This is a genomic window from Piscibacillus sp. B03, assembly GCF_052246295.1.
Taxonomy (GTDB): Bacteria; Bacillota; Bacilli; order Bacillales; family Alkalibacillaceae; genus Piscibacillus.
In genome coordinates, this window is sequence record NZ_JBQQCO010000016.1 from 1 (window position 1) to 23,725 (window position 23,725).

General features: G+C 37.9%; 32 protein-coding genes. 3 read left to right on the plus strand and 29 right to left on the minus strand.

Going from position 1 to position 23,725, the window contains the following annotated elements; translation table 11 throughout:
- The 25 genes from ACTWQB_RS11380 to ACTWQB_RS11500 form a co-directional block, all read right to left on the minus strand.
- A partial coding sequence (locus ACTWQB_RS11380; protein ID WP_443139308.1) for a terminase large subunit domain-containing protein occupies nucleotides 1–1,384 on the minus strand: 1,384 nt, incomplete at its 3' end.
- 1 nt (nucleotide 1,385) lies between these two features.
- Nucleotides 1,386–1,715: a P27 family phage terminase small subunit gene (locus ACTWQB_RS11385; protein ID WP_443139309.1), complete on the minus strand. Its 330-nt coding sequence runs from the start codon at nucleotides 1,713–1,715 to the stop codon at nucleotides 1,386–1,388.
- A 107-nt stretch (nucleotides 1,716–1,822) separates the two neighbouring features.
- The gene (locus ACTWQB_RS11390; protein WP_443139391.1) at nucleotides 1,823–2,167 is read right to left on the minus strand and encodes an HNH endonuclease; all 345 of its coding nucleotides are present in this window, start codon (nucleotides 2,165–2,167) and stop codon (nucleotides 1,823–1,825) included.
- A 67-nt stretch (nucleotides 2,168–2,234) separates the two neighbouring features.
- Nucleotides 2,235–2,633: a hypothetical protein gene (locus tag ACTWQB_RS11395; RefSeq protein WP_443139310.1), complete on the minus strand. Its 399-nt coding sequence runs from the start codon at nucleotides 2,631–2,633 to the stop codon at nucleotides 2,235–2,237.
- A 239-nt stretch (nucleotides 2,634–2,872) separates the two neighbouring features.
- Nucleotides 2,873–3,406 carry a hypothetical protein gene (locus ACTWQB_RS11400; protein WP_443139311.1) on the minus strand — a complete coding sequence of 178 codons (534 nt, stop codon included), beginning with the start codon at nucleotides 3,404–3,406 and terminating at the stop codon, nucleotides 2,873–2,875.
- Nucleotides 3,407–4,792: an SNF2-related protein gene (locus ACTWQB_RS11405; RefSeq protein ID WP_443139312.1), complete on the minus strand. Its 1,386-nt coding sequence runs from the start codon at nucleotides 4,790–4,792 to the stop codon at nucleotides 3,407–3,409.
- A 4-nt stretch (nucleotides 4,793–4,796) separates the two neighbouring features.
- Nucleotides 4,797–5,075, minus strand: coding sequence for a VRR-NUC domain-containing protein (locus tag ACTWQB_RS11410; RefSeq protein WP_443139313.1), 279 nt, complete (start codon nucleotides 5,073–5,075; stop codon nucleotides 4,797–4,799).
- Between the two features lie 311 nt (nucleotides 5,076–5,386).
- Nucleotides 5,387–7,831 carry a VapE domain-containing protein gene (locus tag ACTWQB_RS11415; RefSeq protein WP_443139314.1) on the minus strand — a complete coding sequence of 815 codons (2,445 nt, stop codon included), beginning with the start codon at nucleotides 7,829–7,831 and terminating at the stop codon, nucleotides 5,387–5,389.
- Nucleotides 7,832–7,854: 23 nt separating this feature from the next.
- The gene (locus ACTWQB_RS11420; protein ID WP_443139315.1) at nucleotides 7,855–8,091 is read right to left on the minus strand and encodes a hypothetical protein; all 237 of its coding nucleotides are present in this window, start codon (nucleotides 8,089–8,091) and stop codon (nucleotides 7,855–7,857) included.
- Nucleotides 8,084–8,404: a nucleoside triphosphate pyrophosphohydrolase family protein gene (locus tag ACTWQB_RS11425; protein ID WP_443139316.1), complete on the minus strand. Its 321-nt coding sequence runs from the start codon at nucleotides 8,402–8,404 to the stop codon at nucleotides 8,084–8,086. Before ACTWQB_RS11425 ends, ACTWQB_RS11420 begins: the two co-directional genes overlap by 8 nt.
- Nucleotides 8,405–8,408: 4 nt before the next feature.
- On the minus strand, nucleotides 8,409–9,053 hold the full coding sequence (locus tag ACTWQB_RS11430; RefSeq protein WP_443139317.1) for an HNH endonuclease: 645 nt from the start codon (nucleotides 9,051–9,053) through the stop codon (nucleotides 8,409–8,411).
- A gap of 108 nt (nucleotides 9,054–9,161) precedes the next feature.
- Nucleotides 9,162–9,614, minus strand: a complete 453-nt coding sequence (locus ACTWQB_RS11435) for a class I SAM-dependent methyltransferase (protein ID WP_443139318.1) — start codon at nucleotides 9,612–9,614, stop codon at nucleotides 9,162–9,164.
- Nucleotides 9,611–10,024 (minus strand): 3D domain-containing protein, encoded by a 414-nt coding sequence (locus ACTWQB_RS11440; RefSeq protein ID WP_443139319.1) that lies wholly within the window; start codon nucleotides 10,022–10,024, stop codon nucleotides 9,611–9,613. Before ACTWQB_RS11440 ends, ACTWQB_RS11435 begins: the two co-directional genes overlap by 4 nt.
- A 181-nt stretch (nucleotides 10,025–10,205) precedes the next feature.
- A complete protein-coding gene (locus ACTWQB_RS11445; protein WP_443139320.1) occupies nucleotides 10,206–10,601 on the minus strand; it encodes a hypothetical protein in 396 nt (131 codons plus the stop codon).
- A 103-nt stretch (nucleotides 10,602–10,704) separates the two neighbouring features.
- A complete protein-coding gene (locus ACTWQB_RS11450) occupies nucleotides 10,705–11,121 on the minus strand; it encodes a hypothetical protein (protein WP_443139321.1) in 417 nt (138 codons plus the stop codon).
- A gap of 12 nt (nucleotides 11,122–11,133) precedes the next feature.
- Nucleotides 11,134–13,119 (minus strand): DNA polymerase, encoded by a 1,986-nt coding sequence (locus ACTWQB_RS11455; RefSeq protein WP_443139322.1) that lies wholly within the window; start codon nucleotides 13,117–13,119, stop codon nucleotides 11,134–11,136.
- A 54-nt stretch (nucleotides 13,120–13,173) separates the two neighbouring features.
- Nucleotides 13,174–13,716 (minus strand): DUF2815 family protein, encoded by a 543-nt coding sequence (locus ACTWQB_RS11460; RefSeq protein WP_443139323.1) that lies wholly within the window; start codon nucleotides 13,714–13,716, stop codon nucleotides 13,174–13,176.
- A 23-nt stretch (nucleotides 13,717–13,739) separates the two neighbouring features.
- A complete protein-coding gene (locus ACTWQB_RS11465; RefSeq protein ID WP_443139324.1) occupies nucleotides 13,740–14,915 on the minus strand; it encodes a DUF2800 domain-containing protein in 1,176 nt (391 codons plus the stop codon).
- Nucleotides 14,912–15,289: a hypothetical protein gene (locus ACTWQB_RS11470; RefSeq protein WP_443139325.1), complete on the minus strand. Its 378-nt coding sequence runs from the start codon at nucleotides 15,287–15,289 to the stop codon at nucleotides 14,912–14,914. The genes ACTWQB_RS11465 and ACTWQB_RS11470 overlap by 4 nt, the downstream gene beginning before the upstream one ends.
- Before the next feature lie 106 nt (nucleotides 15,290–15,395).
- The gene (locus ACTWQB_RS11475; RefSeq protein ID WP_443139326.1) at nucleotides 15,396–15,656 is read right to left on the minus strand and encodes a hypothetical protein; all 261 of its coding nucleotides are present in this window, start codon (nucleotides 15,654–15,656) and stop codon (nucleotides 15,396–15,398) included.
- A gap of 20 nt (nucleotides 15,657–15,676) precedes the next feature.
- Entirely contained in the window at nucleotides 15,677–15,901 is a 225-nt protein-coding gene (locus ACTWQB_RS11480) for a hypothetical protein (RefSeq protein WP_443139327.1), read from the minus strand.
- Nucleotides 15,902–15,916: 15 nt separating this feature from the next.
- Nucleotides 15,917–16,183, minus strand: coding sequence for a hypothetical protein (locus ACTWQB_RS11485; protein ID WP_443139328.1), 267 nt, complete (start codon nucleotides 16,181–16,183; stop codon nucleotides 15,917–15,919).
- A gap of 35 nt (nucleotides 16,184–16,218) precedes the next feature.
- Nucleotides 16,219–16,434 carry a hypothetical protein gene (locus tag ACTWQB_RS11490; RefSeq protein WP_443139329.1) on the minus strand — a complete coding sequence of 72 codons (216 nt, stop codon included), beginning with the start codon at nucleotides 16,432–16,434 and terminating at the stop codon, nucleotides 16,219–16,221.
- On the minus strand, nucleotides 16,431–16,631 hold the full coding sequence (locus tag ACTWQB_RS11495; protein ID WP_443139330.1) for a hypothetical protein: 201 nt from the start codon (nucleotides 16,629–16,631) through the stop codon (nucleotides 16,431–16,433). The genes ACTWQB_RS11490 and ACTWQB_RS11495 overlap by 4 nt, the downstream gene beginning before the upstream one ends.
- Before the next feature lie 5 nt (nucleotides 16,632–16,636).
- Nucleotides 16,637–16,834, minus strand: a complete 198-nt coding sequence (locus tag ACTWQB_RS11500; RefSeq protein ID WP_443139331.1) for a helix-turn-helix domain-containing protein — start codon at nucleotides 16,832–16,834, stop codon at nucleotides 16,637–16,639.
- A 268-nt stretch (nucleotides 16,835–17,102) separates the two neighbouring features.
- Here ACTWQB_RS11500 and ACTWQB_RS11505 point away from each other — a divergent pair, with 268 nt between their 5' ends.
- Genes ACTWQB_RS11505 through ACTWQB_RS11515 form a run of 3 tightly spaced genes read left to right on the plus strand, consistent with a single transcriptional unit; the run spans nucleotide 17,103 to nucleotide 19,246 of the window.
- Complete coding sequence (locus ACTWQB_RS11505; RefSeq protein ID WP_443139332.1) at nucleotides 17,103–17,714, plus strand: helix-turn-helix transcriptional regulator; 612 nt, start codon at nucleotides 17,103–17,105, stop codon at nucleotides 17,712–17,714.
- An 11-nt stretch (nucleotides 17,715–17,725) separates the two neighbouring features.
- Nucleotides 17,726–18,187, plus strand: a complete 462-nt coding sequence (locus tag ACTWQB_RS11510; protein ID WP_443139333.1) for an ImmA/IrrE family metallo-endopeptidase — start codon at nucleotides 17,726–17,728, stop codon at nucleotides 18,185–18,187.
- Nucleotides 18,188–18,202: 15 nt separating this feature from the next.
- Nucleotides 18,203–19,246, plus strand: a complete 1,044-nt coding sequence (locus ACTWQB_RS11515; protein WP_443139334.1) for a tyrosine-type recombinase/integrase — start codon at nucleotides 18,203–18,205, stop codon at nucleotides 19,244–19,246.
- A 66-nt stretch (nucleotides 19,247–19,312) separates the two neighbouring features.
- Here the strand turns inward: ACTWQB_RS11515 and sufB are convergent, their stop codons facing one another.
- From sufB to sufD, 4 genes are read right to left on the minus strand one after another with little or no spacing between them, the layout of a single operon-like run.
- Nucleotides 19,313–20,710, minus strand: a complete 1,398-nt coding sequence (gene sufB / locus ACTWQB_RS11520) for a Fe-S cluster assembly protein SufB (protein WP_443139335.1) — start codon at nucleotides 20,708–20,710, stop codon at nucleotides 19,313–19,315.
- A 39-nt stretch (nucleotides 20,711–20,749) separates the two neighbouring features.
- Complete coding sequence (sufU, locus tag ACTWQB_RS11525; protein WP_443139336.1) at nucleotides 20,750–21,199, minus strand: Fe-S cluster assembly sulfur transfer protein SufU; 450 nt, start codon at nucleotides 21,197–21,199, stop codon at nucleotides 20,750–20,752.
- On the minus strand, nucleotides 21,189–22,409 hold the full coding sequence (locus ACTWQB_RS11530) for a cysteine desulfurase (RefSeq protein WP_443139337.1): 1,221 nt from the start codon (nucleotides 22,407–22,409) through the stop codon (nucleotides 21,189–21,191). The genes sufU and ACTWQB_RS11530 overlap by 11 nt, the downstream gene beginning before the upstream one ends.
- Nucleotides 22,409–23,716, minus strand: a complete 1,308-nt coding sequence (gene sufD, locus ACTWQB_RS11535; RefSeq protein ID WP_443139338.1) for a Fe-S cluster assembly protein SufD — start codon at nucleotides 23,714–23,716, stop codon at nucleotides 22,409–22,411. Before sufD ends, ACTWQB_RS11530 begins: the two co-directional genes overlap by 1 nt.
- Nucleotides 23,717–23,725: the final 9 nt, after the last annotated feature.

Here is a 23,725-nt window from a genome sequence, read left to right on the forward strand (position 1 = left end):
GATTTCGAATATAAATCAGTTCAAACCCTTCCGCTTCTAATGCGGTTTTGACCAAATCCAGCCTAAATGTATCGGCCACGATTCTGTTAACCCCGTAATGTTCACGCATTTCCACAAACCAATCAACAATGTGTTTAATATTAATGACCGGTTCATCAATGATTGTTAATAAACCCTCTTTTTCCCAATCGTATATCGGTGGATTTAATTCAACAGCATCTAAAAATCCTTTTCGAATAAAAGAATGTGTTTTCCAAACATAATCATCACCAACTTTAAACAACAGTCCAACAGCAGCAAAATCTCGAATAGAGGCGAAATCTAGACCCCCAACAGCTGTACGATGTTTTAACTCTGGGAATGGTCGGTTAGTAGCTTCGATTTCCTCCCAAGTAGCAACGGAAGTGGTTAGATCCGTAGCTGGTGTATTCATTCGCTTTGTCATAAAACGAATTCTTGCTGAGGGTTTTGAGTTTCCGAGCGAAATATATTGACGTTTAACGGTTCTAAATAATTCTTGAGCGTATTCACCCAATGGAGGATGAAACATTGGATTAGCTTTTTGCCAACATGATTCATCATCCAACTCTTTTTCATTATCTAAACAAGCCATAAATACAAATATATGATCTTCTGGTGCTTCACCCTTAAGGACACGAATAGCTCGTTCTTTTAGATCGTCTAAATAACCACCACGAACAAACCCGTCCGTTGTGATAAAGAATTCTCTGGCATGTTTGACCTTACCTAAACCAGAAGAAAACACATCAACGATAGCTGAATCTTCATATTCATGAACCTCATCATAAATAACACAGCCATCACGTAAACTATCTTTTGTTTTGGCATTAGATGTATGAAATTTTAAAATGCTTCCATTTGTCTTGCTTTCAATTTCTGACCTGGTATGGCGAAACAGAGATTGTAACACACCATTCTTACCATCACGTTCAATAACATCAAATACTTCTTTATGAGACGTTTTCGCTTGGTCCTCGCTATTGGCCACAATTGATACATTATAATTTTCAATACCATGAAGATCGCTTATAAAAAAATGCGTTAATGATGAAATCAAACCATTTTTACCAGCACCTCTTGCCATATACAAAAAGAACTGTTCAAAAAATGGATGATGTCCCTCTTTGTAATATAAAAAGACAAATGCTGTTATAAATTTTTGGAATGGCTGTAGCTTAAAATAGTTTTTTTCTGTAAAAGCGATATAACGTTCATGAGTAACTTCATCAAAGTAAAGATCGTTTCGATTGAGGACATGATTTTTCAGATATGAAAATAAAAGAACCAAATACTGACTGACTTTAATCTTGCCAGTCTTGTATTGGTTCATATAAAACTCAACGTGTTTATTTTTCAGTTTCATGTTAGATCAAATCGCTTGCTGAATACTGTTTATTTTTATTTTCGTCCCCATCGATAAAATTGAACGTTCGTTCGATATTGATTATGGCAGCATTTACTTTGTTCATCTCGCTAATTAGAGGGTGGGATTTTACAAATGATTGACTAGCGTTTTTGATCGTGATTGACACACCCTCTTCTTTGACGGTTTTGGCCATCCGTCTATACATCTCAATATTCTTTAAGTACCTACCAACTTTTTCGACTTCAACAGGATCGGATGTATCGATCCTAGACATCAAATGATCCTTGATTTTATCGGTGCTCACATCGATTCTTAATTTGTTCGTCACACATGCCCACCCCCCTCACGTGAAATTTTCGGAAAAAAGTTGGTTAATCGAGCCCCCTGCACCGGTGCCCCCGATCGAAAAAATCGCGAAACTTTTTGGGCGGGGGTCTACCACCATTCATCATCCCACTTTGGTTTCTTTCTCCACTTTGAATAATGAATGTACCTTCCATGCTTTTTGTTATGACACTTAACGCACTTAGTTTCTAGGTTATCAGGATCTAACGCTAGCTCTGGATAATCTTCTAACTCTTTAATATGGTCAACAACCAACATGATCTTCTTGCGTTTAGCAGACTCACTGTATTCATTTGTGTCGATTGTAACTCGTCCTTGTCGTTTGCATTCCTGGCACTCATAGTTATCACGTTTCTTAATATCTTCGCGTAATAACTTCCATGCTTTACTATCATAGAACTTACGTTTCTGTTCTCTAGTTTTATATTCAGGCATATTCATCACCACAAAAAAGACACCTCATTAAGAGATGTCTGAAATGAAATATTTGAATTTATATAATTTAAAGTTTTGCCGGTATGACTCCAATTATTTGATCAGTAAAAATTACAAATTGGTTGGAATGATAATTCCCTGTTTGACTGCTAATAGTTACATCTTCAAGTACAATAGCACATGAACCATACTTGTTATCTTTAGATTTTATACTCTCATACACTCCATTAGCTATAGAGAAAACATCAATGTCAAACTTTCCTTGTTCGTCAATTTGCTTCTTTAATTCCTTTTCTATGCCTAATTCTGATGAAAGGTCTATTTCTTTAAGTTCGAAAAATTTACCACTGATATAACCAATTGGAGTTACGAAAGTTAAATAACCTATATCTTTATTATAATTAAATTCATTTACAGCAGATGTAGCTATTTCTAACGAATTAATATAAGTTGTTTTACTATTCATTTCAATACACCCCCTTTTTCATATAATTTTCGACAAAAAGGGATATATTTCCTTCTTTATAAAAACAAAACACCCACACTAACGTAGGTGTCAAATGAACTAACTGAAGGCTGTAACAGTTAGTTTTGGGGGAATTCATCAAGAAAATTTGCAAATAAATATGTTGTCATAATTATTTGATACTACTATAGTAACACCTTTTAACTGACATGTAACTGACACGTTTATGACATGGATTGCTAGCTGTTAAACTTAATACTGTCAACGCCAAACATCAAAGCTGACAAGGTCTCACAAGCTTTATTTACATCACGATAAACGGTTCTTTCATCGATAAAGTGACATGTCGCAATTTCTTTTGCCGTCTTTTCCTCATCAGAGACATACAGCTGGTGGATGATATCATAGCGACGTTTGACTTCTGGCTTAATTGAACGCTCGCAAATTAGTTTATAAACGGCCAACATCTCATTAATGAAGTTCACCATAATTAAGGTTCGCTCTTTGCTGCGTTTAATAGCTTCAATAGCACGTTCATCCGCTTCAAGCTCTTCGATAATATCCTTGGGTCTCTCTAATTCTATTAAATCTTGTTTAACATCACGACAATGTAAGATAAACATGCGATAGTTTCTAAGTAATAATTTGATGTTTCTGAGTCGACGATCATGCTTCTCTTTCTGTTGTTTAGATTCATGTTCTCGGTAAGCTTTAATGGCTTCTTGAGAGGCTGTTTCTGTTATTAGTTTCAATTGTTTTTCAGTAATATGCATTCAAGACACCTCACTTTTAACTTTATCTATCTCGGCTTTAACCGCATCGATCAGATCATTTTGCCCTTTTTCTTTTCCTTGAAGGACTTTCAGGACTCGCTGATCAATCGTATTCTCGGCTAAAATGTGATGAACGATCACCGTTTCTGTTTGGCCTTGTCTGTCTAATCTTGCATTAGCCTGTTGGTATAGCTCTAAAGACCACGGTAGGCCAAACCACACCATGATATGGCCACCTTCTTGTAAATTTAAACCGTGTCCGGCTGATGCAGGATGAGCTAATAACATTTGAATATTTCCTTTGTTCCAATCTGCGATAACATCATCGTGATCATCTATTTGTACGGCATTTTTAAATTTCTTCTTGATTCGATCACGGTCGTGTTGGAAACTATAAAATACTAATATTGACTGCCCCTGTGCTTCTTCGACAATCGTTTCTAGGGCTTTTAATTTTCGATTATGAATTTTTTGTACGCCTTGATCTTCGTTGTAACTCGCCCCGTTAGCCAACTGTAAAAGCTTCTGAGTCAACGCTCCTGCATTATCTGCTACAATATCCCCTTCATCGAATTCAAGAATTTTTTCTTTTTGAAGCTGATTATATAAAGCTCGTTCTTTATTAGATAACTGGACGGTTACAATGTTGTCGATTCGTTCAGGTAAATCTAGATAATCTTCAGATTTCATGCTGACACATATGTCGCTAATTAACTCATATATATTTTTCTCAGCTTCAGGTCTTAACACGTACTTTTTGTGATAACCTCTTCCATTTTGAATAGGATAAAAGTAGCGCATTTTATAATATCCTTGTGTTTGACCTAACCGTTCACCACGGTCAATCAAATAAATCTGACTCCATAAGTCTAGTAGACCATTAGGTGATGGTGTTCCAGTCAAACCTACAAATCGTCGAAACAAAGGGCTTACTTTTCGTAAATGCTTAAACCGTTCTGAGTCTGGATCTTTGAATCCAGAAAGCTCGTCGACCACCAACATATCAAAAGGCAAATCCTGTTTTCTATTTTGAAAATGGTTAATCAACCATACGAGATTATCAACGTTAATGATGTAGATATCAGCATCCTTCATAAGGGATTGTCTACGTTGCTTTTCATTGCCAAGTATTTTAGAGACACGTAAATGGTTCAAATGGGTCCATTTAAAAATTTCTTGGTCCCAGGTATGCTTGGCCACTCGTAACGGTGCCACCACTAACACCTTCTCAATTTCTAGATGGTCGTAAATTAATTGTTCTACAGCTGTTAGTGTTGAAACCGTCTTACCTAAACCCATATCCAGAAACAATGCATACCTTTCATGATTAATGATCTGTTCGATGGCGTATTTTTGATACTCGTAAGGGATAAATTCCTGCGGCATTAACTCACTCCCCGTTTGCTTGAATTAGTTGATTAATAGATTCCTTGCTATCAACAACGTAAACTTGATGCCCTAAAGCTTGAAAGTCTTTTCTGCGTTTTTCCTGGAGCTTTCGTAATGTCTCACCTGGTCTTTTAACCTCGACGAAAAATAGCTTCCCTTTTGGTAAGAGGCAAAGGCGATCAGGCACTCCTGAATAACCTGGAGATTCAAACTTTAAACATAACCCTCCAAGCGACTCAATTTTTGTTTTTAAGTATCTCTCAACATCTCTTTCTCGCATGTCGTTTTTCACCTTCCAATTTTTATGTGTGGGCAAAGTGGGCGTTTTTTTACACGCATACTATATTTACGTGATTAGGCGTATAGGGGTACGTATATACTCCCTGTGTATTATTATTTATTTATATATTAAAAATGGTTAACATGGCATACACTTAGATATAAACCCTTATATAGTGCGCTTTTAAGGTGTGGGCGTGAGGTGTGGGCGTATCTTAATTTCCAACCACAACGCCCACGCTTATTATTTTATTACGCCCACACTTTTTTAACTCTGCCCACACTAAAACTTGAATACGCCCACACCTGTTTTTAGATTAAATCGTTATCATCTTCTCGAATATAAGCTCGTTGAACACCATATATTTTTCCAAATCTCAACGTTCCCTTTTTGTTGTCGTCATACTTTTTCCAACCTTCCATTCTCCGTAAGATGTCATTAATTTCTCTACGCTCTACTGCTTTAAACTGTTTAATATCATTCCCTAAACATTCGCACCAAACTTCTAAGGCACAAACACGATCTCGCTTAACGGTTCCTTTTGACTCTCCAAAATCATCGTTTAAAAACATACGACGTTCAGCTAAGTCCATATCTTCCCAGTCCTCTGGTAATAAAGTGTCCAGGTATTCCTCTACTAAACCGTACCATGGCGATTCCTCCGTATGAGCTTCTTGAATAAGTCGCATCTCTGCTTCTAAACGATCACTCAGATAAAGCGGTTCTCCTTCTTCATAATAATGCTTCGCTTCTGCCCATAACTGATCAATTTCCTCATCGGTCAAATCTGACCACCTATGTTTACGTCGTTCAGCTTTTACCGTAATTGGCCAAAAACGGCGACCGCCTGTTTTATCCTTTAAAAAGTTATCATCATTGGTCGTTCCAAAGAATATACATTGACGAGGGAACTCCTCCGTGTGGCGTCCATAAGCAACTCTAAAACGGTCCTCACGTTTTGAGATGAAATGCTTAATGGACTCCACATCTGTTTTTCTTGTAGCCGATAACTCACCTAATTCGATAATCCAAGCCCCTTGTAGTGCTTCAAAAGCTTCTTTCCCACTCATGGTTGTAAGAGAATCGCTAAACCAATTTTTCCCCATTCGGTTAATCAACATCGATTTACCAATCCCTTGAGCACCATATAACGTCACCATATAATCAAATTTAATGCCTGGTTCCATGACACGTGCAACTGCAGCTGAAAAAGCTTTTCTCGTTACAGCTCGGTTTAACTCATTATCTTCTGCGCCTAAATAATCGATGAATAATGTGTCTAGACGTTTTGTCCCGTCCCACTCTAACTTATTTAAATACTCTCGAATGGGATGGAACTTATGACGTTCTGAGATAACTTTGACCGCATCTTCCGTCTTACTTTTGTTATAGATCCCGTAGAACTTTTCTAAGTAATCTCGTAATCCGGCATCATCCCCATCTGTCCAGGTGTCACCTTTGGATTTTCTCCAGGGCATGTTACCTAAAATCATAAGACGATTACTAAACTCATTCGTGGCAATTTTCCCTTTCAGAAAAGGATCGTTTTCTAGAATGAGTACAATATTAGGGACACTAGCTTCAACCTCACCCTGTTTATCGAGTTTGAGTTTCTTGGTCCACTTCTTTAGGTTTTTCTGTTCTTCGGGATCCACTTCGATTTCTTCAAATTCATCTTGTGCAGCACTGAGTCGTTCTTTAGCTGCTAACTCCTTAACACCCTCATCTTTTTGGGCAAACTCACGCATAGCTGTATAAGATGGTAACTTATTCACCGGTTTATCTGGCGCTTCATCTTCATCACGCTCACCGAATAAATGAATTCGAACTAAATCAAAACTGTTAACGAGTTGGTTACTTGTTGGATCGGTCCCGTGGTGAGAATAAGCAAATTTCCCTTCATCATATAAAACCAATCCACCAGCTGTACTACCTTCTTTATAGGTGTAGCGACCTTCTTGATACTGTTCGTATTTATCCGGTAGGAATTTTTCAATTGCTTCTGGGATGCTATAAGCACGACAAAAGGCTCCAACTAAACCAGGTTTTTCATATGGATCACCTTGTTTATCAGCCAACTTTTTATAATCTCGTTGCTGTCTAGATGAACTTGGCCATTCTATTGGATCTCGCCAATCAACGTACTTTTGAAGAACCGTATCTGGATCCAACCATTCCGTATCTGTGTAAGTGAAATAAAACTCAGCATCTGCGCTCGTACTCGGCCAATACATCAGTCGATGAGGTTGGTACGTTGTATCGTCAAAATAGTCAATCCCTATCTGTTCAGCCACCTTCTTACCCACTGCCACATATTCTTCAGCTGTAACTGGTCGAGATAGTGGAACGACAAAACGTAAACGAGGCTGTTTCTTTTGGTGCTTATGAGTCGAATAAAGAGCGTAAGCATGACCAAATAACATATCAACTATGTCGGCCATCCCCTCTTCCCCATAATCAATGTCTAGCGTTAACATGGAGCGATTAAACACCTTATCAGCTTTACGCCGTCCATTCTTTAATCGACCACCGACAAAACCACCGACGTCTTTTATTTCATCTTGACGCTTCTTAGTCATTTGGCGGTATTCGTCTGCTGTTTCTTTCGTTCGTACGGTTTCACTTATTCGTTTAAGAAAATCGGACCAAGTCATTTCTCGATTCGTCCAATTCATCGACATACGATGATCAGCGGTTGATAAGCTTATATCTCCGTCATATTTAATTCGCTGTACATCTCTAACGTGTTCAAGCATAGTTTCACCTTACTTTCACATGATTACATCTTGTTGAACATATCAATTATTAGCTGCAACTGTTCCATCACCATCTCTTCAGCGCGTTCAAATGTTATGTGTTCAGTAGTTTCTACTGTTAATTTATGGTCTGTTTTTCGACCTTCCAGAACAATAATAAAATGGATAAAGTAGATGTAATTAGATACCTTAACATCAACAATATCGCTACCAGCATATAAGGTCTTAACATCTCTGGATATGCTTGTTACTTTAACCATTGTCTTCACCTCGATGTACAGATCGTTCCTGTTCAAAACCATTTGGGTAACGTCTCCGAAGCTTTTCAATGTTTTTAATGGCTATTTGATCTAAATCCAACTCAAGTGTTGTGGCAATAGCTGATACATACCAAAGGACGTCTCCTAACTCCTTTGAAATCTCTTCATGGTTGAGCTTGTGACCATGATATAAAACTTTTTTCAGCCCATCGACAACTTCACCTGTTTCACCTGCTAAGCCCATTGCGAACTCTTCTAAACTATAATTATTAATCGTCCGTTCTGCCTGTTTTTGATATTCTGACAGTTTCATAAGTTTATGTCGCCCCTTCTATTTCTTTTGATAATTCAATTTCATCCACGAAAGCAAATTTGAAATCGTAAATTTTCCACCTATTATGACAACTGTCAAGAACAGCAGAATAACTTAAAAAATTTTTACGTCCCGCTTCACGTGCTGAACGGTATTCTTCAATCACTTCACCTGTAGTAGGGTCCAATTTTGCTACTGGACGGCTAGAGGATCTAAATCCAGTCTTTTTCCCTAATTCAACAGGCGTAATATAAGTTAGATTACCAGCGTAATTATCGGTTTTAATATTGTTTTTGTGGTAAACTCTCATACCTTCAGGACAAGGACCGATAAAATGATGAGCTACTAATCGATGAATAGCGTGATCTTTATATTTACCTTGAAATCGGCACTTAACGTGTAACAAATTATTAGCTTGTTTACGAGGATACGGCATCATATACCGTTCAGCGCCGCGTTTATATATTCTCTTAACCCGGCCATAATTGGAAACTTTGAAATGATTATCAGAACCGTCAATCACTTTCCAGTATTCGTCTGGAAAAGTGACCTGGCTATACCACTCGTAACGTTGTTGTCTTGTGATATCCTCATCGACAATATAGCAATCGATTGTGCGCAACTTTCCGCCTTTCGATTTAGCTTTCATTAAAGTGGATCTACTGGAGCCCGTTATTCCTTCAAGCGATGTGTAATCTGTGGGTGTTAATATATTGGTTTTTGGATCATATAAATAAAGCATTTAATCACCCTCACTCTATTTCATAAATACTAACCAATGCGTTTTTGATCTTCTGTTACCAAACAAGGGTTTGTAATCAATCGCACTCAAAACCTCTTGCAATGAGACTTGATCTTCATTCCATTTAAAAATTAGTGTACCGTTCTTCTTTAGAACTCTCATACATTCGTTAAACCCTTGCTGTATATCAAATTGCCAAAGATCGTCTAGTTTTCCGTATTTTTTTGCCAACCATGAATCTTCTCCAGCCTTTAGTAAATGTGGTGGATCAAATACAACTAAATAGAATGTTTCATCTTCAAAAGGCATGTTTCTGAAATCAGCGATTATATCAGGATTAACATTCAATGTTCGACCATCACATAAAACATCTGTTAGCTCTCGGTTATCCATATATAAAGCGTCCTCATGCTCCTTATCGAACCAGAACATTTTAGAACCGCAACATGCATCCAAAACTCTTTTCACTCAATCACCCTCACTTTCACGTCTCTTACACCCCATTGGTAAGCTTCATCTTCTGTCTCAACCAGCAAATCAATTTTGTTGCCTTGTATCGCTCCGCCAATGTCCAACGCCACAGCTTCTATTAATCTATTACCAGTGTCTATTTCTACTTTGCTATGAAGAGGAATTACATCTGGATCCACCGCGATAATTCTTTGACCGTCTTTGTAAATCGAGCTACGTACATCAAAACCCGTGTACGTTCTACCAGTACATCCCTCACAAGTGGACGTATAGGCAGTTGCTTTAAAGTCCATCCATCTCGGTTCTTCATGTGATACTTGAATAATAGGCTCTGGTCTCAGTGGTGTTGGTATCACAGCTTCATTCGTAGTAGGATTCATAATCATTAGAGCTAATGCTAGAGTCATATTATTGATCACTGCTTTCTTTGTTTCTCATTCTTGATTATTTTTTCTTCAAAGTTATAAAAAAGTTCCATAACATTGTCTGATTGTCTACATTTCGGGCAATGTAATAAATAATCAATTGATTCATTACTGCTCACTTCTACAACAATGTTGCAACATTGGGCAAGGAATGATTTAGTATTCATTGATGATCACCATCTAAAGCTTGACGTGCTTTTTCGCCACTATCATATTTGATAGGTTCGTGTCTTGGGTGCGCTGCTCCCATTGATATATTTACACCCAATTGATAAGTTTTTTTATCAGCATAAAACTCTAGAGCTTCACGATAGCGTTGGTTTTGTTCTAGCAACTTCCCACAATCTCGAATCGTTTCTTGATGACTTCCACCCATCTTTTGACGTTGCTCATCTAACTTTTGGACTAGTGTTTCTAATTCCTCAACACGTTCAGCTTGTCGGACTAATTCCCAATAATCTTCAGGCGACAATTCATAGCTGATTAATTCATCTGTAATACCATCTTGATTTATAAGAACTCGATTTTTAATTCCTTCCAACCGTTCTTTATCTTCCATGTCTTCCCTCCTATTTCTTAGGTCTCTGTAGGTATAAACACGTCCCTATCAGAACCGCTACACTTGCTATTGCTAGTAACATGCTAGAAACTCCTTTCCGACTCTAATAATCTATAATTTCCGCACGTGGAAAAAAGTCTTTATTCTCTACGATTTCCTTCGTTAAATGAGAGATATCAAACAATCTCATCTCACCTTTTACCGATGGTTTTTCATAATAGATTACCAGGCAGCGATCCTGAAGTTCACATTGAACTGAAAAACCTTTTAACTTTTTGATGAGTTGTCCATAGACTTTATAATTTATAATGATATGGCCAACTTTAACTGGAGCCATCTGTGATACTTTAAAACGGTCTAAAAACGCATCCCATTTATCTAGGTATGATTGCTGCTGATCCGTTCTCTTAGAATGATGGGTACCCTTTCTAAACTGAGATAACCTTGACCGTATTTGTTTTAACAAAAGTTTCATTTCTTCTTTAGACTCATCTAACGACCCTTCAACAATTTCAAGCAATCTATAACACCTCTAATCTTTCATATAGAATTCAGATTCAAACCCGTCACTGTTAAGCGGTAAGCCTTCAGCCCAATCGAGCGGGAGACTCATGATCCGTTCAACATCTTCTAATGCGTTATCGTCGTCTTGAGGTACTTCTACGACAACTTCATCATGCACGTGCATCACCACTTTATAACCTTCGAGTTCAAGACGTTTCATTGAAATGGCTAGGATATCTCGAGCTGTAGCCTGTACAATATTCTCCACCCATTTACCTCCATAACTTTCAACACGTGCCCACTTATTCTTTTCATTCAATCCGTAATGCGCAACTGCTGGTCGCCCGAATTTATTTTCTTTGATGTGAGGTTTAGCGTAAGCTAGGCTTCGTCCACTCGGTAAATCGATAAATAAAAAACCTCGGTCCCTCCGAAATGTTAACCCGTGCGTTTTAACAATTTTTTTATCCCTGACAGCTCTAAGTGCTGCATCATCACAGGCGTACCAAAACTTCACGATATTAGGGTTAGCTTCACGCCATTTATCTACTAGTGGCCGTAATTCACTTTCATCCATTCCCATATCTAAAGCGCCCATACTAATGAGGGCACCAGGACCACCTTGATAACCTAATGCTAATTCTGCTACTTTACCTCTCTGTCTTTCATCTGATCCTTTGGTAATCTGTTCAATTGGAATCTTGAACATCTGACTAGCAGATGCTTCATAAATCTTTCCATGAGTTTCAAAAACATTGAGTCGCCACTTTTCGGCTGCATACCAGGCAATAACTCGAGCCTCAATTGCTGAGAAATCTGAGACAATAAATTTATATCCTGGTGACGGAATAAAACATGTTCTAACTAATTGACTGAGGATATTTTGACGTGATTCTGAATAGATTAAATCAAGGCCTTCAAAATCATGATTCTTAATCAATTCACGAGCAACACCTATACGTTTTAAACTCATTTTATTTTTAGTCAGGTTTTGAACCTGAACACCTCGTCCTGCCCATCGGCCCGTTTTAGATGCACCGTAAAACTGTAAAATCCCTCTAACACGACCGTCAGAACATACCATGTCTTTCATTTTGCTATATTTTTTGACACTGCTTTTAGACAATTCTTGGCGACACTTCAAGGCTTCATGGATTGGTCCTTCTTTATAATGATCAAGTTGAGCTTCAACAGTTGCCTTTTGGAGGTTAGGCATGTTGGCACCTTGTTGATTCAGCCATTCGAGTAATTGCGAAGGACTGTTTGGGTTCTCTAAACCGGTAATGTTAACGGCCTTTTGCATGATGGACTCTTTAGTTTCCTTATCACACTGGACAGCACCGTCCATCAACTTTACGTCTAGCGCAACGCCTCGATCATTAATCTGTTGATCTATAGACCAAAGTTCTTGTTCATGATCAGGAACTTCGAAATTATCAATGACTTTACGAATCGCTCTCTCCGTATCAACGTCTTGAATACAGTAGTTCATAAACTGTTCCCAACGTTCCGGATCATGTTCAGGTAGGTTTCTTGTTCGCCCACCGTTAGCCTTTGTTGGTTTACAAGGTTTTGAGAAATAGTTTATTAAATGGGTACCCGCTGTATCTTTTTGCTCGTCAAGCTTTAACACTTCTGCTACTTGTCCGAGTGCAGCAGGCAATCCGATTCGTGTAGAATCAACCATTGTACAACGCCACTGTTTTGGGTCAGCATTAATATTGAAATAACTCATTAAACAAACACGTTCGAAGTTAGCATTGTGGGCTGTTTTGATGATGTTTGGATCTGTTAACGCTTTAAGTAGAAAGTAATAATCATCTCCCATATCTGAATCTTCAAATTCAGGCTGGTCTCTAAGAGTCATATCTATAATTCTGACTGGCTCATCATCAACTGCAAAAGCAATCATTAATATTTCAAAACTTTCATGTTCGGCGTAACGATAAGCACCTACTTTTTTAAGATCCAATTCACAATAGGTTTCGATATCTATACTTAATGTTTTTGGCATTCAATCAACCTTTCAGGTAAAGCAAAGGGGACTCATTAAAGCCCCCATGCTCTGTTAAATTAAATCGTCTTCTTCGGTTTCGAGTTCGTCGAATTCATCTTCAGCTGCAGCACGGCCACCTAGGAACTCACCATCAGCCCACTTTTGAACGTTATTTAAACCTGCAGCAATACCTTTATTTCCATTAACATTAAAAGCATAGAAATTAATAGATACACGAACATAACATCCGCTATATACAACCGTAGAATCTGTAACCTTTATTTTGTTTTGATCGACAACGCCTGGTGCTTGTTTGCTTGTTGCATTAATAAAATAGCTGTCGGCATACGCCTCATCATCACGCTCTTCATCCCCATCACGTAATGGCGTTTTAAGGTTTTTAGGGATTTTACCACCAAATTTAGCTTTACCTTCCTCTTTAGCCTCTTCAATCGCTTCTTCAATTAATTTAATCGTTTTAGTGTCAGACTTTGGAATGATGATTGACATGGAATATTTCTCATCATCTCCATCATTGATCGCCTTCGGTTCAAAAATATTGACATAGCTTGCACGTACTTTACCTGTAATAACCTTTGTTCCATCTCGTTTCATAGAAAAATCTCTCCCTTTATAAATTAGTTTTTAATTTCATCAAACTCATCTTCAGCTTTAACTGCTAGAGCCGGGCGTTTATCCGACTCAGGTACTAATGTTGGTTTTCCTGGCGGTTTAACAATATAATCACTCAGTATCTCTTCCACTGTTTTCTTACCTATGGCTTTTTCAAGCTTAGAAATCGGTAGAACTTTTTCAACTACAAATTTATCTTTAGGGTAATCCTGTTCAAGAATTTCTTTAATCTTATCTTCATCGGTATATTTACGATTGCTTCGTCCCTCTACTAGCTTCCAACCGTCAAACTCAGCACCGTCTGTTGCTTTACTTAAAGCCCAATCTTGAACATCTTTTGCCCATTTTTGTAGCTCATCTGCTTGGAACAACACTTCTGAAATCTCTTCTTTAGATAATAAATGAGGATCCTTAAATTTATTTGGGATGTTCAAGTTAGCTTCTGCCCTCGCACGGCAGGTATGTTTGATTTTACAAAAACGACAATGCTCTCCGGGAACAAACTCACCTTCGCCATTCCAGGCTTTTTCAGCCCGAGGCTTAACGTAGTTTTCACCCCACTGCTTTAATTCTTCTACTGACATGTGATCTGAAGATACGTTGTTTAGACGAGGTTGAATGATGGTCATAATGACCTCTTTAACATCTTCAATCATGTCGAATATGGATAAGGCACCAAGTGCGTATAATCTTAGTTGCGGATTTCCAACTGCTGAAACCTCAATCCCTTTTCCGAATTTCAAATCGATAATTTCAAGAACGCCACCATTAAACGTTACTACATCACCCGTCCCAAATGATTCTGGAACGTAATCGCTAAGGTCTAACCTCTCTTCAAACATTAAAGTTGGCTGGGTTTCAGCCCTTGCTTTTGCTTCATTTATACGTTCCTGGACTAATTCAACGTACTCTTTAACGTAGTCGTGCAATTCATCAGAGTAATATTCATTCTCTTTCATCTTCTTCAGTTCAATATTGAACTTACGCTTCGACATCCCTTGGTAGAGGTGGGCAAAGTGTAATTCAGACAATTCATGAGCGAATGTTCCCTCTTCTGCATAAACACTTGTTTTATCCTCAATGCCTTTCTCTGCAGATGGAGCAGCTGTACAAACCAGCCAACGATGAGCTCCAGATGCAGAGAGGATGGCGTGATCACGTTCAGCATGATTGACACTCATGACAAGTTCTCCTCAACAAACTTCATATATTCGTCATAGTGCTCTTCTGGTAATTCACTCACTTTAGATACACCTTTTTCATCTAAGAACGATTTAAGTAACTGTCTATTTTCTTTATCAGCTTGAATGAATTCACGCGTTTTAGTCGTTACAGTATCTAAGCTATATTGTGATTTAGGCTTATCCTCTTTCTTATTTTTAGAGGAGGATTTTTTTGGCTTGTCCTCTTTTTTAGTTTTAGTTGTTGGTTCAGGCTTAGCCGATTCTTCAGTAGAACTAACTGACGTAGGAATGGATTGATTTTCAAGACTTTCAGCTAAACGGTTAATGGCTGAAGCTAAATCTGGCGCTTCAATCGTTAATTTAATATCCATTTATCTCTCCCTTTCTTGTTAAAAAATTGATTTTAGGATAAACTGTTTCTTAAATAGGTTTTTTCTAATGCCCGCTATCTAAGTTGCCGCTTAGAAAGTGGGTTTTTTATTTGGTCCATAATTCTTGAAGTTTTCTTTCAAGATGTTTAATTTTGGTCTGTGTTTCTTGAACATACAAAGTTTTCATAGCATCTGTTAGATTTCCAGTTGTTGATTTAAAAATGACTTCGTTGTTCCAAGTTTGAAACTTAACAACATCTACCTGATTAATACACTCAAGATTTTCTTTTAGTTTATTAATTTCAGATATAATATCTAAGGTGTCTTTTGCATCTACTTCCAACTGATTCAGCTCTGTTTGTTTCAATGACCTCACGCCCTTTCAAATTAATCTTTTGCGTCTAGTTTCATAGCGCCGATATATTCTAAGATTTCTCGAGCATCTTCACTTAAATTGTGAGCTCCCACAAATTCATCATTGCCTAATATATAAATCTCCTCATCCATAAAAACTTCATTACCGAGCAGATCGGTACCGTAGATTTCACGTTTTTCAACATATCCTTTGTCACGTACTTTTGTGACATCTGGATGCTCTAACTCTTTTGTCATAGCGACCCACCCTTTCTACTTATTCACGCGATACATCAAATGGTGCGCTTGGACACCTTGCGCTTTCATCTCTTCAGCAAACTGTTCCAATTGATGACTGACCTCAATTTTGGCTTGTAAATCCATAGCTTCATGAAACGATTTGTGCAGCACTTTCATAAACCCCTTAGCCTGCTCGTAATCTTTGTAACGCTGAGCAATGCTAGCGCGATCTAACAAATATTTCATACCGGCCATTTGACGTTCCAGTTGTTCTTCTAGAGAAAAATGCGATTGTGACAATAAAATCACTCTCCCTATTGAAATATGCAATTTAACTAACCCACCACTTTCGGGGTCAATGATTTAACACGGTTGTACATACGTTTAGCTCTTACATCATTTTTAAGGTCATAAGCTTCTTCCAGGTCACGTTTTAATAGCTCGAAACGTTCTAATTTCATCTGATCACTGTCCATCGATAAAATGTCTTCAATCCGATTGTCTAACCTTATCCATTCTGCCCAAGTCATTTTTGCGGTTACTGAACTCATAAAGATTTCACCTCGCTTTCTGTTTTAGGTATATAAGGATATTTCTCATGAAAATAAAGAATCGGTATTTTGCCTTGTTCAATGTAATAGCCCTTTTGTTCCAATTCTTTGTTCATCTGCTGTATGCGGTAATATGCTGTTCGTTGTGAACATTGTAATAAGTCCGCTATATCATCAGCGTTATAAAAATGTTTCAACAGGGTCACCTCCCGTTAACTTGATGCATACCCAAAAATTCCGCTATTCGCTCTTTGTACTTCGTACCATTTCTAGTACCTTTAAAAATCTCAGACACGTAAGTTGTAGATACACCTAATTCGTTTGCGAGTTCAGTCATGGTAATCCCTTTTAGCAACATTATCTTTCTAGCTTCAGCACCGAACTCTGTATAGTTAGACATTTACAATCACCCACTTTCATTTATTGTAAAATTTTCAGCTTAGTTATTGACTGTTGACTGAAAATATTCTACTATTAACAAGAAGGCAAACTAAATAGTAATCGTTGGGGGACGATTTTCAGTTAGGGTTCAATGAACCTCAGTTTTTTTGTTGCCTTTTTTGCGAATAACTAAGCTGATATGACTAATATTAACTGCATATTTGCAGTTTGTCAACTGGTTATTCACAAATTTACAGTTAAAATTTTTTAGGAGGTTTTATAAAGCTATGTCAATAGTGGAGAATATCCAGTTGCTATGCAGAAAAAATGGAATATCTGTACCTATGTTAGAAAAGGAATTAGGTTTAAGTAGAGGATCTGTTTACAGATGGGATAAAAACTCCCCATCAGTGGACAAGCTTCAACGTGTTGCAAACTATTTTAGAGTAAGACTGGACGACATCGTAGGCAGAGGAGACATATTTAATACTGGTTGGGCGATAAAAGAAGAAAGGGAACGACAAGGAATAACTCTAGAGGAAATGTCTGAAGCAATAAAAATAGCTCCAGATATTTTGAAAAAGTATGAGTTAGACGAATTCCCACTAACAACAGAAACACTAGAGGACATTGTTAGTCTCTTTCAAATGTCGGTTCCTGAATTTCTGGTTGAGTATGAACTTTGGAATGAAGAAATACCTGAACATTTTAAAGGTGATGTTGATAAATACTTAGAGTTTAAAAAAGCTGAACTTAATGATATGGCGGCTGAAACTAAACAATCTTATAAAGTAGAGACAATCGCAGCTCATCACGATAGCGACAACTGGACTGAGGAGGAACTTGAAGAGATTGAACGCTTCAAAGAATTCTTAAAATCAAAAAGAAATCACGACTAGGAGGTTCGCCTGTGTACGAGCTTTTATTACAAGAAATCGAAGAAAATAACATTCTATTAAAAGAAACACCTATAAAAGGGAAAATTAAAGGATTATACGGAGATAACGTCATATGGCTAAATAGTAAAATCGAAACTTCGATTGAAAAAACTTGTGTATTGGCTGAAGAACTCGGCCACCACTTTACAACTGCTGGCGACATCTTAGATCAATCACAGACGACCAATGTTAAGCAAGAAAAGTTAGCGAGACTATGGGCTTATAATAGATTAGTGCCTCCAGAAAAGTTGCTAGATGCTTTTTTGCATGGGTGTAAATCAAGATATGAGGTTGCTGAATATCTAGAAGTTACTGAAGAGTTTTTAGAAAATTGCATTCAAGCTTATAAACAAAAATACGGAGAAAAAATGAAAGTGGGTGATCATCATGTGATGTACTTTAACCCGTTGTCTATTTATATTTCTTTTGAGTGAGAGGAGATGATTTTTATGCCGGTATATAAAGATGAAAAACGAGGCACCTATTATTTTATTGTTTGGTATAAAGATATTTACGGGAGACCTAAGCAGAAAATGAAAAGGGGGTTTAAAAAAGAAAAAGATGCTAAACTTGCTGAAGCAGAATTTATAGTTGAGCACAAAAACGGCTCGTCTCCTGATGCCACTTTTGAACATGTTTTTTACCATAACATTAAACATAGCGAGCTTAAACCTAAAACTGAGCGCAGAAGGATAAATGAATATAACCGACACATGAAAGGTAAGTTTGGCCAATTAAAAATGAAGGATATTACAACTCAACAATGTTTAGATTTTAAACACTATTTATTGGAACAGTTAAATTCAAGTGAATCTGCTCGGACTGTATATTCAGGTTTTAAAATCGTTATAAACCATGCGATTAAATATTTTGACTTAGAAAGAGATCCAGCAAAAGGAGTCCCTCCAATTAAAAGACCAAAAAGAAAGCATAAGTATATTAGAAGATCAGACCTAGAAAACCGAGTGAAGGACTTTGAAAACCCAGTATTTAAACAAATGTGTATTTTTATGTTTTTTACAGGCTTGCGAGTAGGAGAAGCAGCCGCATTACAATGGGTGGATGTTGACCTCGATTCAAAAGAAGCAGATGTGAATAAAACACTCGACTTTTATAAGAAAGAGTTCGGTCCACCTAAAACGACATCCAGTGAAGATATTGTTCCGTTGGCTGACTTTTTAATTGATATGTTAATAGAAATTAAAAAAGAGCAACGTAGTGGCTATTACGGTTTTAATGAAAATTACCAGGTATTTGGTGGGTTAAGACCTATATCTTATGCTGTCTTTCATAAAGCGTTTAAGAAAGTATTCCCTGAATTTACTCCTCATGATTTACGTCATAGTTTTGCTTCCTACTTAGCTAACCAAGGTGTCGATATATTCGTCCTTAAATCTCTTATGAGACATGATAACATCCAGGAAACCATTAACACCTACGGGCATCTATATAAAGAAAAAAAGCACGAGGCAATAAGCTTTTTAAATCAATAACGTTATCACTGCGTTATCATAAGCTTATTCCTCGCACTCAAAATCCTATTATATCAACAACTAAGATTAACCAATTGAACCTTCCATTTCGAATTTAATTAGACGGTTCATTTCAACCGCATATTCCATTGGAAGTTCTTTTGTAAATGGCTCGATGAAGCCCATGACGATCATTTCTGTTGCTTCTTCTTCAGAAATGCCGCGGCTCATGAGATAGAATAATTGTTCTTCAGATACTTTCGATACTTTCGCTTCGTGCTCTAATGAAATATTTTCATTTAGAACTTCGTTGTAAGGAATTGTATCTGATGTTGATTCGTTATCTAAGATTAATGTGTCACACTCGATGTTAGAGCGTGCACCGTCAGCATTTTTACCAAAGTGTACGATTCCACGGTATGTTACTTTACCACCTTGTTTAGAGATGGATTTCGAAACGATTGTAGAAGACGTGTTTGGTGCTAGGTGGTGCATTTTCGCACCAGCATCTTGGTGCTGACCTTTACCAGCTAACGCGATGGATAATGTCATACCGCGTGCGCCTTCACCTTTAAGAAGAACTGCTGGATATTTCATTGTTAATTTAGAACCTAAGTTACCGTCAACCCATTCCATTGTTGCGTTTGCATCAGCAGACGCACGCTTTGTTACTAGGTTGTAAACGTTGTTTGCCCAGTTCTGGATTGTTGTATAACGGCAATAAGCATCTTTCTTAACAAAAATTTCTACTACAGCACTGTGTAGTGAGTTTGATGAGTAAACTGGTGCTGTACAACCTTCTACGTAGTGTACAGAAGCTCCTTCATCAACAATGATTAACGTACGTTCAAACTGACCCATGTTCTCAGAGTTAATACGGAAGTACGCTTGTAAAGGCGTTTCAACCTTTGTGTTCTTCGGTACATAGATGAATGATCCACCTGACCAAACAGCTGTGTTAAGTGCTGAGAACTTATTATCAGAAGCTGGAATTAGCTTACCGAAGTACTCTTTGAAAAGATCTTCGTTTTCTTTAAGTGCTGTGTCTGTATCTTTGAATACAACACCCATCTCTTCTAATTCTTTCTCCATGTTGTGGTATACAACTTCTGATTCGTACTGTGCAGATACACCTGCTAGATACTTTTGCTCTGCTTCAGGAATACCTAAACGATCAAACGTCTGCTTGATTTCATCAGGTACTTCATCCCATGAACGTTGAGTACGTTCAGATGGTTTTACATAGTACGTGATTTCGTCAAAGTCTAACTCGTTTAAGTCGCCGCCCCATTGAGGCATTGGCTTGCTATAGAATTTTTCTAAAGCTTTTAGACGATACTCTAACATCCATTCAGGTTCATCTTTTCTTGCCGAGATTTCACGAACAACGTTTTCCGTTAGACCACGCTCAGTACGGAAAATAGACACGTCACGGTCATGGAAACCATACTTATAATCGCCTACTTCTGGTGCCTTTTTAGCCATGTAGTACCCCTCCTTTGAATAATTAGGTGCCAAACCAGCTTACTGGTCTTCCTTTTCAACACCTTGTTCCATTGCTTTCCAAGCTAATGTTGCACATTTGATTCTTGCTGGGAATTTAGAAACGCCTTGTAGAGCTTGAATATCTCCTAAATCCTCTAATTTATAATCATCTGTATTCACTTCTTCACCAAGCATCATATCGGAGAACATTTTAGAGATTTTAATCGCATCTTCTACTTTTTTCCCGATAATTACTTGCGTCATCATGGAAGCTGATGACATTGAAATTGAACACCCTTCACCTTCGAACTTAGCATCTTCAACCAGACCATCTTCAACCTTAAGTTGCAGATCAATACGATCACCACATGTTGGGTTATTCATTTCTATTGTAATATGGTCACCTTCAATTTTTCCACGGTTACGCGGATTCTTATAGTGATCCATAATCACTTGTCTGTAAAGTGTATCTAAGTTATTAAAAGACATCACCGAAATACTCCTTTGTTTTGCGTAATCCATCTACTAGTTGATCCACATCCTGCTTACTATTATACAGATAAAAGCTAGCTCTTGCAGTAGCTGTAACTTGTAACTCTTTCATTAGGGGCTGTGCGCAGTGGTGACCGGCACGTACCGCTATACCTAATGAATCAAGAGCTGTTGCTGTATCGTGAGGGTGAACATCATCTAAGTTAAATGTTACTAAGCCAGCTCTTTCTCTAGGACCGTAGATTGTGATGCCATCTATTTGTTCCATTTGTTCTAACGCATAGTTTGCTAACTCTTGCTCATGTGCTTCAACGGCTTCCATTCCAACTTCGTTTAAGAAGTCAATCGCAACGCCTAACCCAATGGCACCGGCAATAATAGGTGTTCCGCCTTCGAATTTCCACGGTAACTCTTTCCAAGTCGAATCATACAGGTTAACGAAATCAATCATTTCACCACCAAATTCAACAGGTTCCATGTTTTCCAAAAGCTCTTCCTTACCGTATAAAACACCAACACCTGTTGGGCCACACATTTTATGAGCAGAGAATGCAAAGAAGTCAACGTCTAAGTCTTGAACGTCTACACTCATGTGTGGAACGCTTTGCGCACCGTCAACAACGATGACAGCACCTTTCTCATGAGCGATCTTAGCCACTTCTTTAATTGGATTAATGGTACCTAATACATTAGAAACTTGTGTCATCGCAACGATTTTAGTTCGATCTGTTACCATTTCACGGACATCATCTAATGAGATCGTTCCATCCTCTTGAAGTGGAAGGTATTTTAATGTCGCTCCAGTAACTTTAGCCACTTGTTGCCAAGGGATGATATTACTATGGTGCTCCATTTTAGTTAAAACAATTTCATCGCCTTCAGAAAGTTTCTCGCGACCATAACTGTGAGCGACTGTGTTAATCGCTGTTGTGGTACCACGCATGAAAATGACTTCTTTAATGCTATTCGCATTGATAAAAGATTTAACTTTTTCACGTGAACCTTCATAGCCTTCAGTTGCTCTTGAGCCAAGGGTATGAACCCCTCGGTGAACGTTTGAGTTATACTGCTCGTAATACTCTGTCACCGCATTAATCACTGATTGAGGCTTTTGAGAAGTTGCTGCACTGTCTAAATATACTAATGAATGTTCGTTAACTTCCTGCGCTAGAATTGGGAATTGTTTGCGAACTGTTTCATTTAACATTAATAAACTTTCCCTTCGATTACCTCACGTAGCTGATTTTGAACCGTTTCAATTGGAATGTCGTTAACAACAGGGCTTAAGAAACCATGAATCACTAAGCGCTCTGCTTCTTGTTGTGAAATACCACGGCTCATTAGATAGAATAACTGGATTGGATCAACACGACCTACTGATGCTGCGTGACCTGCAGTTACATCATCTTCATCAATTAAAAGAATTGGGTTCGCATCACCACGTGCGCCTTCGCTTAACATAAGAACGCGTGATTCCTGTTCAGCGTTCGCCTTCGTACCACCATGCTCAATTTTACCAATTCCATTAAAAATCGATGCAGCCTTATCTTTCATAACACCATGTTGTAGGATATAAGCGTCAGTTTCCTTGCCATGGTTAACGATTTTAGCTGTAAAGTCTTGTTTCTGGTCACCACGGCCAACAGAAACTGATTTAGCATTACAAATTCCGTTATCACCTAATAAGTGAGTTAGGTTTTCAGAAATTGTATTTCCATCGTTCATTTGGCCTAATGCCCACTCAAGTCTTGCGTCACGACCAACGCGACCACGACGGTTCACGTAAGTTGTCGTACCTTTTTCAAAGTTATCAACTGCACCGTAAGATACTTTTGCGTTATCTAATACAAACACTTCACTTACGATATTCGCAACTGATTGTTCTGTTTTGTTCTGAGAAACATAGTTTTCAACATAAGTGACTTCACTGTTTTGATCCGCAACTAATAACACGTGGTTGAAAAGTGCTGCTTCTGGGTCCTCTTGCCAGAAAACCACTTGAATTGGTTGTTCTACTTGAACGTTTTTAGGAACGTATAAGAACACACCACTATTTAATAATGCTGCATGACGAGCTGTTAATTTGTTTTCATCAACAGAAACGCCTTCTTGCATGAAATATTGTTTGACAAGGTCTTCGTTTTCACTCATTGCAGTGAAAATATCTTTAAAAACAACACCTTGATCTTCTAATTCTTTTGATAAACTAGCGTAAGCTACATCATTATTACGAACAATGATTAAGTTATCGCTAGTTGATTTTTCACCAAGTAAAACACGAATTTTCTCAGGTAGATCTTCGAATTTTTCGATTTTCTTACCTGAAACATCATGCTTGAAGTTCGTGAAGTTCCAGTCACGGATACGTGTTTTTTCTAGCTTAGGCATAGCTAAATCTTCAGCTAAGTCTGCTGCTTTAAGACGAGTATCGCGGAACCATTGAGGCTCGTTACGACGCTCGGAATATTGCGTGATATATTCTTTATCATAAGGTAGCTGTGTTTCCACTGTCATCCTTTTACC